13 protein-coding genes and 1 riboswitch are annotated in these 13,922 nt (G+C 66.7%); of the genes, 5 read left to right on the forward strand and 8 right to left on the reverse strand.

Going from position 1 to position 13,922, the window contains the following annotated elements; genetic code table 11:
- Positions 1-125: 125 nt before the first annotated feature.
- Positions 126-226: riboswitch (glycine riboswitch) on the reverse strand.
- A 267-nt stretch (positions 227-493) separates the two neighbouring features.
- From ACIBK2_RS26090 to ACIBK2_RS26115, 6 genes are all read right to left on the reverse strand, one after another.
- Positions 494-1,087, reverse strand: coding sequence for a MerR family transcriptional regulator (locus ACIBK2_RS26090; RefSeq protein WP_357388126.1), 594 nt, complete (start codon positions 1,085-1,087; stop codon positions 494-496).
- Between the two features lie 206 nt (positions 1,088-1,293).
- Positions 1,294-1,767, reverse strand: coding sequence for a bifunctional nuclease family protein (locus ACIBK2_RS26095; RefSeq protein ID WP_069160942.1), 474 nt, complete (start codon positions 1,765-1,767; stop codon positions 1,294-1,296).
- A gap of 251 nt (positions 1,768-2,018) precedes the next feature.
- On the reverse strand, positions 2,019-2,813 hold the full coding sequence (locus ACIBK2_RS26100; protein WP_396970655.1) for a MerR family transcriptional regulator: 795 nt from the start codon (positions 2,811-2,813) through the stop codon (positions 2,019-2,021).
- A 112-nt stretch (positions 2,814-2,925) separates the two neighbouring features.
- A complete protein-coding gene (locus ACIBK2_RS26105) occupies positions 2,926-3,411 on the reverse strand; it encodes an FHA domain-containing protein (protein WP_040734653.1) in 486 nt (161 codons plus the stop codon).
- A 169-nt stretch (positions 3,412-3,580) separates the two neighbouring features.
- Positions 3,581-3,979, reverse strand: coding sequence for a glycine cleavage system protein GcvH (gcvH, locus tag ACIBK2_RS26110; protein ID WP_396970658.1), 399 nt, complete (start codon positions 3,977-3,979; stop codon positions 3,581-3,583).
- Positions 3,980-4,061: 82 nt separating this feature from the next.
- Positions 4,062-4,631: a CDP-alcohol phosphatidyltransferase family protein gene (locus ACIBK2_RS26115; RefSeq protein ID WP_396970830.1), complete on the reverse strand. Its 570-nt coding sequence runs from the start codon at positions 4,629-4,631 to the stop codon at positions 4,062-4,064.
- 246 nt (positions 4,632-4,877) lie between these two features.
- Here ACIBK2_RS26115 and ACIBK2_RS26120 point away from each other — a divergent pair, with 246 nt between their 5' ends.
- The 3 genes from ACIBK2_RS26120 to ACIBK2_RS26130 all read left to right on the forward strand — a co-directional run bounded on the left by ACIBK2_RS26120 (position 4,878) and on the right by ACIBK2_RS26130 (position 9,051).
- Entirely contained in the window at positions 4,878-6,572 is a 1,695-nt protein-coding gene (locus ACIBK2_RS26120) for a GMC oxidoreductase (RefSeq protein ID WP_396970659.1), read from the forward strand.
- 85 nt (positions 6,573-6,657) lie between these two features.
- Entirely contained in the window at positions 6,658-8,055 is a 1,398-nt protein-coding gene (locus tag ACIBK2_RS26125; RefSeq protein WP_396970660.1) for a DUF2252 domain-containing protein, read from the forward strand.
- A 102-nt stretch (positions 8,056-8,157) separates the two neighbouring features.
- The gene (locus ACIBK2_RS26130; RefSeq protein ID WP_396970662.1) at positions 8,158-9,051 is read left to right on the forward strand and encodes a nuclease-related domain-containing protein; all 894 of its coding nucleotides are present in this window, start codon (positions 8,158-8,160) and stop codon (positions 9,049-9,051) included.
- Positions 9,052-9,057: 6 nt separating this feature from the next.
- Here ACIBK2_RS26130 and ACIBK2_RS26135 read toward each other — a convergent pair whose 3' ends face one another.
- Positions 9,058-11,433 (reverse strand): ATP-binding protein, encoded by a 2,376-nt coding sequence (locus ACIBK2_RS26135; RefSeq protein ID WP_396970663.1) that lies wholly within the window; start codon positions 11,431-11,433, stop codon positions 9,058-9,060.
- Positions 11,434-11,733: 300 nt separating this feature from the next.
- Between ACIBK2_RS26135 and ACIBK2_RS26140 the strand changes: the two genes are divergently transcribed.
- Positions 11,734-12,393, forward strand: a complete 660-nt coding sequence (locus tag ACIBK2_RS26140) for a phosphatase PAP2 family protein (protein ID WP_396970665.1) — start codon at positions 11,734-11,736, stop codon at positions 12,391-12,393.
- On the opposite strand, the gene ACIBK2_RS26145 is transcribed toward ACIBK2_RS26140, so the two are convergent.
- Entirely contained in the window at positions 12,328-12,897 is a 570-nt protein-coding gene (locus tag ACIBK2_RS26145; RefSeq protein ID WP_396970667.1) for a cytochrome b, read from the reverse strand. The two genes, ACIBK2_RS26140 and ACIBK2_RS26145, sit on opposite strands and share 66 nt — an antisense overlap.
- A gap of 172 nt (positions 12,898-13,069) precedes the next feature.
- On the opposite strand from ACIBK2_RS26145, the gene ACIBK2_RS26150 reads away from it, so the two are divergent.
- Positions 13,070-13,918: an LLM class F420-dependent oxidoreductase gene (locus tag ACIBK2_RS26150; protein ID WP_396970832.1), complete on the forward strand. Its 849-nt coding sequence runs from the start codon at positions 13,070-13,072 to the stop codon at positions 13,916-13,918.
- The last annotated feature ends 4 nt before the right edge of the window (positions 13,919-13,922 follow it).

A 13,922-nucleotide genomic window follows, 5' to 3' on the forward strand; every position in this document is an offset into this window, starting at 1 on the left:
TCGACGGGTACCAGCCCTCCCCCTCTGTCGTGTTGCCTGAGAGATTCGGACGCGCGACCGCAATGAAGGTCGAGCCCCTTTCCCCATGGGCGGGCGGCCCGAAGCCACCGCTTTCCAGAGGCGCCCAAGCCCGCACGGTCCCTGATGCCTGAGAGATTGACGGGGAGGTGCTGCTCCTTCGGCGCCCGGGACTCTGTCGAACCCGGGACTCTCCCGCACGGCGTTGGCGCGCCACCAGTTTAAGCCGACGACACGCCGGAACGTGTCACTGGTCCCGTCCTTGCGGGTGTCGCGCTGGTCACGCCGGTGCGCGGGGTCCCCAACCAGGAACATACATAAATGCGCATATCTACTTAACCTGATGTTTTTGGTACGTTCCAAACCGAGCGGTCCAGACCACGCCCCCACCGCCGAAAATCAAGTGCCATACAGCACGACACCCCGCTACCCTCGGTATGTCGGGGAGGCGGGGTGTCGGGTCAGTTGTCTACTTTTAACCGGTCTTGCGACTCATCCGTGCCTTACGCCGGTAGGACAGCTCGTCCTCCGGCCGCTCGGTCACCGCTGACGCGCGCTCTGCCGGGAAGTTGGCGATGGCGCCGGTGAGTTCGTGCATGGCACCGCTGATCGCGATGCCGAAAACGCCCTGCCCGCCCTGCAGTAAATCGACTACCTCCTCGGCCGAGGTGCACTCGTATACCGAGGTGCCGTCGGAGAACAGGGTGATCCCGGCGAGATCCTGCACTCCCCTGCTGCGTAGATGGTCGACCGCGATCCGGATGTTCTGCAGCGAGATGCCCGCGTCGAGCAGCCGCTTCACGATCTTGAGGACCAGGATGTCCTTGAACGAGTACAGGCGCTGGCTCCCCGAGCCCGCGGCGCTGCGAATGGAGGGCACGACCAATCCGGTACGCGCCCAGTAGTCGAGCTGCCGGTAGGTGATCCCGGCCACCTGGCATGCACTGGGAACCCGGTAGCCGACCAGATCGTCGGGAACCGAGTCGTCCGGGAACAGGCCTGGCTGCACCACATTTTGCGATTCCTCTGCCACTGACCACTCCCTTGCTCCGCCGACGGCTAGCCTCATCGATGACCCGGCTCCGCTTCGACCACTGCTGTACTGACGACCTGGCCAAAACGGACGTGGCCCAACTATCGAGATTACTCCCCCTGATTGTCCAGGGAGCACCCTCGTCAGGCCAAACGCGACGCGCGGTTAAACTCTCAAGCTCTGGTTAAGGGCTGATCCCCCGGTCATCCCGCGAAAACGCCGGATTGCCGGAAACATCCTGTTCAGCTATCTGTGGCCTTGAAATCGTCGGGCGAGACCGACTCCAGGAATTCCTTGAACTTCTCCACCTCGTCCTCGCGCTCGTCCGGCATCACCAGCCCGGCTTCCTCGAGCACCGGCTCCTCGGCATAGATCGGGCAACCCACCCGCAAGGCGATCGCTACCGAATCCGACGGCCGCGCCGAGATGTGCAGATCGTTCTCGAACACCAGATCCGCGTAGAACGTGCCCTCCTGCAGATCGACGATGCGCACTTCCTTGAGGGTGTGCCCGAGCTCGGTGATCAGGATCTTGATCAGATCGTGGGTCAGCGGGCGGATCGGGGTCACCCCCTCCTGCTCCAGCACGATCGCGGTCGCCTCGGCCTGCCCGATCCAGATTGGTAGGTACCGATCCCCCGAAACCTCGCGGAGCAACAGCACGGGCTGATTCTGTGGCTGTTCGACACGAATGCCGATCACGCGCATTTCACTCATGCCTCCACCTCGCTAGCGCTCGGTTCCGGCACGCGCGATGCACGCTGTGACATGATTCGTTCGCTTCGCTCACTCATCGCACTGCCTCCCATTACTCGCCGGCCGCCCGGCACGACCACCGCCCAGCTCGCCGTACCAACGAGTCTAGGCGAACGCACGCGAGTGCAGCGATCGGTGTGCACAGCCGAAATCGGCGTGTTGGCTGACCGCAACATGACACGGATTCGGTGTCAACGGTTCGACCGGGATGTTCAGCCGCCCAGTGACGTCCGCACCGACGACTTCACCAGACACGCGTGCAGCGTCAGCGACAGCGCCGCGAGTTCGCGCACCGTTTCTTCGGCTCGGGCGCGCGCGCCGGCGTCGCGGCTCTTCGCGATCGGGGCGGCGATCTGTGCGACCAGCGCGGCCTCGCGATCGGCGGCCAGCTTGAACGCACGCAAATGCCGTGCCTCCAAACCGAATTCGGCCATCGCCTTGGCGGTCTTGGCCAGCGTCACCGAATCGCCGTCGAAGAATCCGGCGGCGCCGGGCGTGATCAGATTCGCCCGGATCAGGTCGTTGAGGAAGGCCTCGTCGATCTCGGCCTGCGCCAGCAGATCCACGCGGGTGATGCGGATTTCGTGATCGAAGCGCAGATCGTCGGGGGAAATCTCGCTGGGCACCACGCCGAGCCTCCTCGGCGCCGTGGCGCCGTTCCTGTTCCCGCCAGGCGCGGTGGGGTGCTCGGAGTCGGCGACTGCCGACTCCGACGCACCCGTACGGCCGGAGTGCGCCCGGGCGCGGGCTTCCCGCACACCGAGCGTCGCCGCACCGCTGTCGATCGCTTCGAGTTGTTCCTTGATCACCTTCAGCGGCAGGTACTGATCGCGTTGCGCGGTCAGCACGAACCGAAGCCGTTCACAATCGGCGATGGAGAATCTGCGGTAGCCCGAGGGCGTGCGCTCCGGCCGAATCAGGCCTTCCGCTTCCAGGAAGCGGATCTTCGAAATGGTGACGTCCGGAAAATCCGGGCGCAACAGGTCGAGCACGGAGCCGATCGACATGCCTCCGCGCGCCCACTGCGCCGCGCCGGTCACAGCGCTCGATCTCTCGAGTCACTGTGAGCCTTCATGACCCCGAGCCTTTCATGTCGCGAAAGAACCCAGCGCCGCGTGCTCATAGGCTCCCTGCACCCGCAGACGGCTCGTTGACCTGGGCCCGCGGTCCGGTGAGGAACACGAGACGGAACTTACCGATCTGTACCTCGTCGCCGTTCTGGAGTTCCGAGGAGTCCACCGGCTCCCGATTCACATAGGTGCCGTTCAGGCTGCCGACATCGACAACCTGGAACGAGTCGTCGTCCTGACGGAACTCGGCATGCCGACGGCTGACGGTGACGTCATCGAGAAAGATGTCACTGTCGGGGTGGCGGCCCGCCGACGTAGTCGGCTGATCCAGCAGGAATCGCGAGCCCGCGTTCGGACCGCGCTTGACGACCAGGAGGGCTGCGCCAACGGGCAGACCCTCGACCCCTTGGACCGGCTGTTCACCGGTCGGCTCTCCGGAGCGCGACGCGTCGACCTCGTTCAGGAAATCCGCGCGGAAGACCGACGTCGTCTCGGCCGCGGTCTCCCCGTAACCCGGGTCTTTGTTCTCGCTCACCGTTTCTCTCCTCCTCGAACCTGATTATCCATGCAAGCAGGTGATACCTGTGGCACCACGACCTGCCGTCGAGTCCCTAGATTCGGCGACAATGACTGTCGGCGCATCTGTTGGCATTGACCGTACCCTGCCAGGGCGTGCCCGTGCAGGTAGAACCGGGAAGGCTGATTCAGCCCCCGATAACTCCTTGATAACCTGCCGCATCCAACAGTTCATCAAGGGTCTTGTCGAGGCCGGCGGCGTCCGCGACCTCGAGTTCGAACAGCCATCCGTCGCTGTACGGATCGGTGTTCAGCGTCTCCGGCTCCTGCACCAGAACATCGTTCACCGCAACAACTTTCGCCGCGATCGGCGCGTAGATGTCGGACACGCTCTTGGTCGACTCGACCTCCGCGATGCTGTCCCCAACGGCGACGTCCGTATCCGTTTCGGGCAGCTGCACGAACACCACGTCACCGAGTTGGGACTGGGCGTAATCGGTGATGCCTACCCGAACCCGGGTCGGGCTGATCCGCTGCACCCACTCGTGCTCTTCGGTGTAGCGCAGATCTTCGGGGGTCTGGGTCACAGGCCGTCCGTCCTTTCCGTTGTGATCGTGTGCGCGCAACTCTATGCGAGGGTTGAGACAATGTTCGACCCGACGCCGTCGGTCAGGTCGAGCGGTGTGCCACAGCCGGTATAGAGCGAGCGATGGCGATCGCCTTACCGGTGTAGAGCAAGCCGGTCCATACATACACCGCCGTGCCCCAGACCAGTAATGCCCCGCCGAAGGCACGCCCGAAACCGTCCAGCGCCCAATCCATCTCCCCGGCCAGCAGCCAGACGAACGCGGACATCAGCGCGAAGGTCGCCGCCTTGCCCAGATAGATGACCTCGGGCGGCGGTAGGTCGCGGCGTTTGTAGACCGACAGCGTGAGCGTGAGGATCAGGTCGCGACCGACCAGGATCACCGCCACCCACCACGGGATGAGGCCGCGGATCACGAACGCCGCCAGGGTCGTCACCAGGTACAACCGGTCCACGAACGGATCGAGCAGGGCGCCGAGGCGCGAGGACTGATCGAGCAGGCGGGCCAGCTTGCCGTCCAGGAAGTCGGTCAGGCCGCTGGCGAAGGCCAGCACGAACGCCCAGCCGTCGGCATGCTCGACCAGCAGCAGCCACAGGAACACTGGAACGCCAAGCAGGCGCACGAAACTCAGGACATTCGGGACCGTGAGGATGCGGTCGTCGAAGACGCCGCCGGTCGCGCCGTCGGTGTCGGCGCGCTCCTCCGGTTCCGTTGTGCCCGATTCGGTTGTCACGCCCCGTGCTTACCGCACGGACCCCGGTCCACGCCATCCGGGCACGCCGGTTTTCTCGATATCTCCGTGCAAGGATGGTTTGCACCACAGCCGGGCGGTGACAGAATGAGTATGAAATCATCTCATCTGTCGGTACGGTGGACGTCCGGTGAGCGAGAGGAAGTCATGCCCGCATTCGACTACGACGTGGTGGTGATCGGCTCCGGATTCGGCGGCAGCGTGAGCGCGCTCCGGTTGACCGAGAAGGGGTATCGGGTCGGTGTACTCGAGGCGGGCAGGCGCTGGAATGCCGAGGACATCCCGAACACCAATTGGGATGTGCGCAAGTCGATTTGGGCGCCGCGACTGGGTCTGACGGGCCCACAGCGGATCAGCATCCTCGGCAAATGCGCGGTATTCTCCGGCGCGGGCGTCGGCGGCGGCTCACTCATCTACGGCAACACCCTCTACGAGCCCCTGCCGAACTTCTACACCGATAAGCAGTGGGCGCACATCACCGACTGGCGGGCCGAGCTTGCCCCGTATTACGACCAGGCGCAGCGGATGCTCGGCGTGGCGCCGAATCCGCGAATGACCCCGGCCGATGAGGTGATCCGCGAGATCGCCGACGATCTCGGCGTCGCGGACACCTTCCATCCGACGAATGTCGGGGTGTTCTTCAACGAGAGCGATCCAGGCACCGAGGTCGACGACCCGTATTTCGGTGGGGTCGGCCCGCGCAGGAACGGCTGCGTGCACTGCGCGCGTTGTTTCACCGGCTGCCCGAACAACGCCAAGAACACCACCACCACGAACTACCTCTACCTCGCCGAACAGGCCGGCGCCGAGGTGCATCCGCTGACCACCGCGACCGTGGTGCGGCCGCTGCCGGACGGCGGCTACGCGGTGGACACCGAACGCTCGGACCACTGGATCCGCAAGCAGCGCAAGACCTTCACCGCCGAGCAGGTGGTGTTCGCCGGCGCCGCGCTCGGCACCCAGAAGCTGCTGCACAAGATGCGCGACGACGCGGTGCTGCCGCACCTGTCGCCCCGGCTCGGCGAGCTCACCCGCAGCAACTCCGAGGCAATCCTCAATGTGGTGAGCCGCGCGCGCCGCGACTTCGCCGAGGGCATCGCGATCACGTCCTCCATTCATCCGGCCGAGGACACCCATATCGAGGTGTGCCACTACGGCAAGGGGCAGAACGCGCTGTTCCCGATGTCGGTGCCGATCGTGGACGGTGGCGCGTTCCGGTTCCTGCGCTTCCTGCTGGCGATGGTGCTGCACCCGTTGGTCTTCCTGCGCAGCCTCAATGCCAGGCATGCATCGGAGAAGTCGGTGATCCTGCTGGTCATGCAGTCGCTGGACAATTCGCTTACCTCGTTCCGCAGGCGCGGGCTGCTCAAGACGAAACAGGGCACCGGCGAACCGAACCCGACCTGGATCCCGATGGCGCACGAGATCGGACGTCGCTTCGGCGAGAAGGTGCAGGGCGATACGCACGGGCTGGTGATGGATGTGTTCAACATCCCGGCGACCGCGCACTACATCGGCGGCTGTGTCATCGGCGACACCCCGGAAACCGGTGTGGTCGATCCGTATCAGCGGGTGTTCGGCCATCCCGGGCTGCATGTGGCGGACGGATCGGCGGTGACCGCGAACCTGGGCGTCAACCCGTCGCTCACCATCACCGCGCAGGCGGAGCGGGCAATGGCGTTCTGGCCCAACAAGAACGAGGCCGACCCGCGTCCGGAGCTCGGGTCGGCGTACCGGCGCATCGCCCCCGTGGTGCCGAAGCAGCCGACGGTGCCCGCGGCCGCGCCCGGCGCGCTGCGGCTGCCGATCAGCCCGGTCGATCCGCCGGTGCCCGCGAACTGAGACGTCCGGGCGGCATGCCCGGCAACGGTCGAACGTGGCGAATCCGACACCGTCTCAGGCGCTGACACCCGCTAGCGTCGGCAACGTGTCAGACAGTCCTATCGATCTACGCTCCTATACCCCCGCGGCAGACGTGCGCGCCCGCGGCAAGACCCTGCGCGACCGGGTCCCGGTCACCGCTCGCGATCGGGCGGCCGAAGGAGCGCGGCGGCCCGAGGTGCTCGACTTCATCGAGGCGAGCAACGCGGGCCGGCTCCCCCACCTGGTGCCGCTGCGGATGGGCCGGATGATCGCGTCCCCGTTCACTTTCTACCGCGGCGCGGCCGGACTGATGGCCGCCGATCTGGCCGACGGACCCGACACCGGGCTCACCGCGCAGCTCTGCGGCGACGCGCATGCCGCGAATTTCGGCCTGTACGGCACGCCACGCGGCGAAATCATCATGGACATCAATGATTTCGACGAGACCATCGTCGGGCCGTGGGAGTGGGATCTGGACCGGTTGGCGGCCAGCCTGGTGCTCGCGGGCCGGGAAAGCGGTGCGGGCGAGGACGATTGCCGCGCCGCCGCGCACGACGCGGCGCGCGCCTATCGCCTCGCGGCAGCACATCTTGCCGCGCAGCCGTTCCTGGAATCGTGGAGCGCCCTGCCCGACGAGTCGGTGCTCGATCAGGCCGCGGCGCACGACCTGATCGACGACTTCAAGAAGGCCGCGAAAAAGGCGCGCAAGAACACCAGCGCCAAGGTGGTGGCCAAGTGGACCGAACACCTCGAGGACCACCAGACCGGCGTCAAGAAGCACCGATTCATCAGCGACCCACCGATTCTCACCCCGGTCGATGAACAGGTCGCGACGGCGATCACCGACGGGCTACAGCGCTACGCCGACACGCTGCGGGCGTCCCGGCGCAACCTGCTCGCCCGATTCGCGGTGTCCGACATCGCCTTCCGCATCGTCGGCACCGGCAGCGTCGGCCTGCACACCTATGTCGCGCTGCTGCACGGCAACGAGGGTGAGGCCCTGGTGTTGCAGATCAAGCAGGCCAATCCGTCCGCGCTCGCGCCGTACCTGCCCGCGCCGCCGCCGAAGCACGAGGGCAAACGAATCGCGCAGGGCGCCAGGCTGGTTCAGTCGGAGAGCGACATCCTGCTCGGCTGGACCAGTGTCGACCCGACCGGCGGCGGCACCGAATTGCCCTTCATCGTCCGGCAATTCCGCAATCTGAAGGGCAGCATCGACCCGGCCGGGCTGTCCGCCGCCGACCTCGACGACTACGGCAGGCTGGCCGGCGCGCTGCTGGCCCGCGCGCATTCGCGCTCGCTCGATCCGCGCCTGCTCGCGGGCTATCTGGGCGACGACGAGCGGTTCGACGACGCGGTCGCCGACTTCGCGGTCCGCTATGCCGACCGCACCGAATCCGACCACGCCACACTGGTCGACGCGGTCAAGGCGGGCAAGATCGCGGCCGAGCAACCCGAGTAATCCAGCTACCAACACGCCGACTGTTGCCATGAGCGCGGCGAATTCGCCCGAACACCTCGTATCCTGAGCACTGTCGAGTGTCGACGTGAAGGGCGGTCGTTAATGCTCGTGCGAGTGCAGAACGCCGCAGGCACCAATGCCGAGCGGGCGCTGATCGATTGGTTGCGCACCTGGAAGGACGCGGGCAGTCCGAAGGGCGTCGCCACGATCAACTGCAGTCTGTTCCACAAGGATCGGCTGCACCAGTTCGACGCGGTGGTGTGGACGCCGACCAGCTGCGTGGTGATCGAGGCCGAGGCGCTGGTCGCCCGGCAGGACGGTGTGCTGGAGATCCCGCTCAACGGCCAGTGGACGATCAACGGCGACCCGGCCGCGATGGAGGGCCGGGACCGGCGCACGCCGCTGGAGAAGTCCCGCGAGCACACCTTCGCGCTGCAGAACTGGCTGGCCGCGCGCGGCCTCGGGCAGCGCGCGGTGCACGGGCTCGCACTGGTCGTCCCACTGCGTGGGGCCGAACTGAAGATCCAGCAGGCCTGGAGCGACCCCAGCTTCGACGTGATCCTCGGCGACGATCCAGGCAGGCTGCGGCACTACTTCGACGCGCTCGCCGAGGAGGAGAAGCACCTCTGGACGGCCAACGACGTCGCCATCGCCTTCCGCGGCCTCGGCATCCTGCCCTACCTGCCCGCCCCGCAGGAGCTGCTGAACGAGGGCTTCCTCGGCCCGATCGACATCACGCTGTGGCACGGCGGCCCGAACCAGGCGCAGGCCGAGGCCTACGCCGAGGAGCTGGCGCAGGCCGAGCGCGAGGCGCACAAGCCGGTCTACGCGGTCGAGGCGCCGTGGTACAGCCCGTGGAAGCTGTATCCGCGGGAGACCCGCGACATGGATTTCGGTCGCGCGTTCATGCGGATCGCCCTGGCGGCCGGCATGCTGATCGCGTTCGCCTGGGTGCTGTGGTTCGTCATCAGCGCGATCTTGACCTACGGCCCCTGATCCGGCTCAGGCCTTGCGCGCCACGGTGATTCGGGGCAGCTCGGCGGCCGGCTCGTCGAGCACCGGTACGGTCTTGCCGATACTCTCCACCGCGGGCTGCGCGTCGCGTTCCACCAGCAGCGCCACGTGCAGTCGGGAGGGACAGCCGAGCTTGAGCATCACCTGGCGCACGTGATTGACCACGGTCCACTCCGAGATCCCCAACTCGGTGGCGATCATCCGGTTGGTCATGCCGGTGGCGACCAGCCTGGCGATCTCGCGCTGCCGTTTGGTCAGTGCGGCGAGCGGGGATTCGTCCAGGTTGCGCAACGTCGGTCCGGTGCAGGCGTAGGCCACCGTTTCGGCGAGGGTCATCTCCTCTGCCTTCCGCTTGAGCTCGCGAAACTTGCTCTCGCCGACGGTGTTTCGGTGATCCGATACGCTGGGTGCCCGATCGCCCGCACCCAGTTGCGGTATGCCGTGTGTGGCACGTAGCTGCCGGGTTGCGAGCAGCAGCGTCAGCGTCGGTGCGGCGAACTCGGCCCCGGCCGCGTCGTAGGCCATCGCGCAGCCCTCTATCGCGACGATCGCCTGCAGGACTTGGGTTTCCAGATCGGCGTCGGCCAGGTTCTCCCGGTAGAGCGATTGGGCACGATCGGCGGTCTGCGGCCCGATCTGTGTGCGCGCCAGCGTATTCAGTCCGATCAGCCGCGCCGTGCTGTCCAGCCACCTGGCCCGGTCCCGCAGCTTGGCCAGGAGCTCGGCGTCGCGCGTCGGCGGATCGGGGATGCGCAGCAGCATCAGCGCGCCTTGGAACCGGCTCGGCCATGGGCCGCTGAGCTCGTCGGCGTACGGGGCCGCCGCGCTCAGCTGATCCTTGGCACCCGCCCGGTCCCCCAGCGAGATCAACGCCGCGACCAGCACCACGATGACCCGGGTCGCGTCGATATGTCTGTCAGAACTGCGGTACGCGGCAATCGAATTCGTCAGCAGCTCGGCCGCCCGGCGTAACCGCCCCGACCGTGCCGCCCAGGTGCCGAGGACCTCCAGGCACAGTGCCGTCACGTCGCGCGACCCGGTGTCGCGGTCGCTCGTCTCCAGCAGGTTGGCCAGCACCGACTCCAGCTCGGACTGGTAGCCGTGCTGGATCCACGCCGATTCCAGATCGGCCGCGAGGCGGACCGCGCGTTCCAGCCGTCCCGTGTCGATCAGATAGCGCACTGCCGAGCGGTAATCCACGATCTGCTTGCCGGTGGCCGCCATTGCCGCCGCCCGGTGCTCGCGCTCGTCGAATCGGGGGCGGACGAGCGCGGCCAGCTGACACAGCCGGTCCACGTGGTCGTCGCGGATCGCGTTGGCGCGCAACGGATCAGCGGCGAGTACCTGGCGGCAGTAGGCACGCACGGTGGCGAACAGTCGGTAGCCGTGGCCGTGCGCACCGCTGGACATGTGGTCGAGCAGGCTGCGCTGGACCAGCTCCGCCAGCGCGGTGGTGGCCTGTTCCTCGTCGGTCCCGGCTGCGAGGCAGGCGATGTCGGTATCGATCACCGACTCGTACAGCGACAGCCGGAGCAACAGGTCGAGCACCTCGGGGGTGACGTCGTCCAGGCCCCACTCGATCGCGCCGTGCAATGTCCGGTGGCGCTCGGGCACGTCGACATATGAGGGTGACTGCAGGTCCGCGCCCGCTTCGATGCGGTGCAGGGTGCGCACCGGGCCTATCCGGGCGATCGACCCCGCCGCGAGTTCGATCGCCAGCGGCACACCGTCGAGTTCGCGCACGATCTCGTCGAGGACCAACCGGTCGGCCACCGCAGTCGTGCCGCGGTAGTGGCTGTCGATGCTGTCGAGCAGCAGCTGGGTAGCCGAACCCGGGTCGCGGCCGGTGCGCAGCGGCCGCACGCACAGTACGCATTCGCGATACAGGTTGAACGGGACGCGGCTGGTCGTCACGAGGATCAGGTGCGGGCAGTGCTCCAACAGCCGGGTCACATCGACAGAAATCCGCTCGATGACCCGATCACTGTTGTCCAGCAACAGGATTGCTCGACCGGTGCCGATCTTGGCGGCAAGAGCGGCCAAGGCTTCGACCGGGCCGAGACTTTGCGGTGCGGCGTCGAGCGGACGGCGACTTACCTTGTCCAGCACCGCGTTCCATGCGCCCGCTCGATCGGTGCACTCGCCGAGATCGATTACCGCGTCGAGTTCTCCGTGGAACCCGCTGTCCGACAGCACTTCTCGAGCTAGCCTTGATTTACCCACCCCGGCGGTGCCGGTGAGGGTGAGCAGGCGGACCCGAGGATCGACGAGTAATCGGCCGAGCTCGGCCAGTTCGGCCGACCGCCCGACCATCGTCGGAAGCCGATAGGTTCCGGCGAGCGAAAGCTGGACGTCATCGCCCATGGGCACCTCTCAGTCACAGCCACGGCTGAGACGGCCGCATGAACTGCGCCCGAGCCACATTGCATCCAGGCCGACCGAGCCGAGAACAGAAGATCGGTGAACCCGAATGTTCACCGATCTACCTATGACGATACCAAGACCCCGCGGCGTCGCGAGGCATTAACGGATCTCCGAGTTGACCTGGGGCCGCGAAGATTTCGAATGCTCACCCGCTCCGGCCGTGCGCAGTCGAGTGACCATTGACTTCTCCGCCGCCCCTCGGCCGAGTAGCAAGAACTTGTCAGTAGCTATCGTCTACCGGTGGGCGGACTACGGCAAGACACCAGGCTCGAGGGCTTGCTCCGGCTCGGCGGCGTCGCGCTGGGCGGCGCCGTCACGGGCCTGCTGCCCTTGACGTTCCCACCCGACGGCGGCGCGACGGCGTTCGATCGCGCCCTCGCCACATCCATCCACTCGGCGCTCGACTCCCGGCCCGGCGTCTACCAGGCGCTCGTGGTGCCCAGCAACGCCTACATCCTCGTGCCGCTGCTGCTGCTCGCGGGCGCGTGGTTCGGCTATCGCGGTCAGTGGTGGCGGGCCGCCACGATGGTGGTGGTTCCGGAACTCGCGCTCGGCCTCAATAGCGTGCTGTGGAAGCCACTCTGGGATCGGCACCTGCACGACTATCTCGCCTACCCCAGCGGGCACACCGTGCATCTGGTCGCGATCGCGACCGCGTTCATCGTGCTGGTCGATTCGGTGCGGGCGCGGGTCATCGCGTTCGCGGTCGCGGTGCTGGCGCTACTCGCGGCGGCCGTCGGGATGATCGGGCTCGACTACCACCTGCCCACCGACATCATCGGGGGTGCGGCCGTGGCCATCGCGATGGTGCTCGCACTCTGCTGGCCGGCGCAGCTATTCATCAACAGACGCCCGGACCGGAGCGACCCGCTTCCTACCGAACAGCATTCGACTCAGTAGTCCGTCGCGCAGGACGAGCGCATGGAAGGCGATCGCACAGATGTGTGCGGTGAACACCGCCAGCAAGGCGTAACCGAAGTATGTGTGCAGGGGCCGCAGCCGTTCGTACAGCTGCCAGTCGGCGGGCACCAGGGCGGGAAGTTCGACCCCACCCGCTAGTTGCACCTCTCCCCCGGACGCGGAAACCATCGCCCACCCGATCAATGGCTGTGCGAGAAGCAGTGCGTACATGAGGATTTCGGACGCTCCCGCCAACCACCGTTCGACCGGCCCGAGCCGCGCGAACGCACCCGGCCCGCGCCGCAGCACCCGGTTCACCACCCGCACCAACGCGAACACGAGCACGCCGACACCGACCGTCATATGCAACGTCCGCAGCGCCGCGCTCTCGCCCCACCAGTGCACCATGCCCGCCCCCGCGACCAGCGCCGTCACCACGAGCGCCGCCATCAGCCAGTGCACCACCCTGGTCAGCGCGTCGAACCGGACGATCTCGGTGCCCATACGCATTCTCCCGCCACAATCCGGCCCGGAGTTCGCCCGTGACCTCAACAGTCATGACACGAATGCGACGGGCGATCAGTTCAGCGCGGTGGGTCGATGCGTGGCAAACCCTTGGTACCGGTCCGGAAAGGTGGTAGAACTTGTTCTAGTTTAGTGGATGGGAGCGCGTACGGTGCGGTACGGGATTGTGTTGTTCACCAGCGATCGAGGCATCACGCCCCAGGACGCGGCGGTGGCCGCCGAGGGTGCCGGTTTCGACACGTTCTACGTGCCGGAGCACACCCATATCCCGGTGGTGCGGGCGGCTGCGCATCCGCAGACCGGTGATGCGAGCCTGCCGGACGACCGGTATCTGCGCACCCTCGATCCCTGGGTGGCGCTGGCGACCATCGCCGCCGTGACGAGCCGCATCGGCCTGTCCACGGCCGTGGCCTTGCCCGCCGAGCACCATCCGATCACCCTGGCCAAGACCATCGCCTCGCTGGACCACCTGTCCGGCGGCCGGGTCAGCCTCGGCGTCGGATTCGGTTGGAACACCGACGAACTCGCCCACCACGGCGTGCCGCCGGCCAAGCGCCGCACGGTACTGCGCGAACATCTGGACGCGATGCGCGCCATCTGGACCGACGAAGAAGCCAGCTTCGCAGGCGAATTCGTGAATTTCGGCGCCAGCTGGTCGTGGCCCAAGCCGATACAGAAGCGGATCCCGGTGCATCTCGGCGCCGCAGGCACTGAGAAGTCGTTCACTTGGCTGGCCAAGAATGCGGACGGGTGGATCACCACTCCCACCGAGGACGGCGTGGACGACAAGATCGCACTGCTGCACCGGATCTGGCGCGAGCACGGGCGCGAAGGTACACCCGAGGTCATCGCGCTCGCGGGCAAGCCGAACCCGGCGCAGTTGGCGCAATGGGCCGAATCCGGCGTCACCGAGGTCGTTTTCGGCATGCCCGACCGGTCGACGGACGAGGTGCGCGCCTACCTCGACCGGCTCGCCGGAAAGCTCGACCTCACCGCCTAGGCCT

The sequence above is a fragment of the Nocardia sp. NPDC050175 genome (genome assembly GCF_044459885.1).
Classification (GTDB): domain Bacteria; phylum Actinomycetota; class Actinomycetes; order Mycobacteriales; family Mycobacteriaceae; genus Nocardia.

Bases quoted from the DNA above. Each gene is read 5' to 3' on its own strand.
- ACIBK2_RS26145 (WP_396970667.1), bottom strand. From the start codon at position 12,897: ATGGGCACCGAGATCGTCCGGTTCGACGCGCTGACCAGGGTGGTGCAC.
- ACIBK2_RS26095 (WP_069160942.1), bottom strand. From the start codon at position 1,767: ATGAGTGAAATGCGCGTGATCGGCATTCGTGTCGAACAGCCACAGAAT.
- ACIBK2_RS26130 (WP_396970662.1), top strand. From the start codon at position 8,158: ATGCTCGTGCGAGTGCAGAACGCCGCAGGCACCAATGCCGAGCGGGCG.
- ACIBK2_RS26090 (WP_357388126.1), bottom strand. From the start codon at position 1,087: ATGAGGCTAGCCGTCGGCGGAGCAAGGGAGTGGTCAGTGGCAGAGGAA.
- ACIBK2_RS26135 (WP_396970663.1), bottom strand. From the start codon at position 11,433: ATGGGCGATGACGTCCAGCTTTCGCTCGCCGGAACCTATCGGCTTCCG.
- ACIBK2_RS26100 (WP_396970655.1), bottom strand. From the start codon at position 2,813: ATGTCGATCGGCTCCGTGCTCGACCTGTTGCGCCCGGATTTTCCGGAC.
- ACIBK2_RS26120 (WP_396970659.1), top strand. From the start codon at position 4,878: ATGCCCGCATTCGACTACGACGTGGTGGTGATCGGCTCCGGATTCGGC.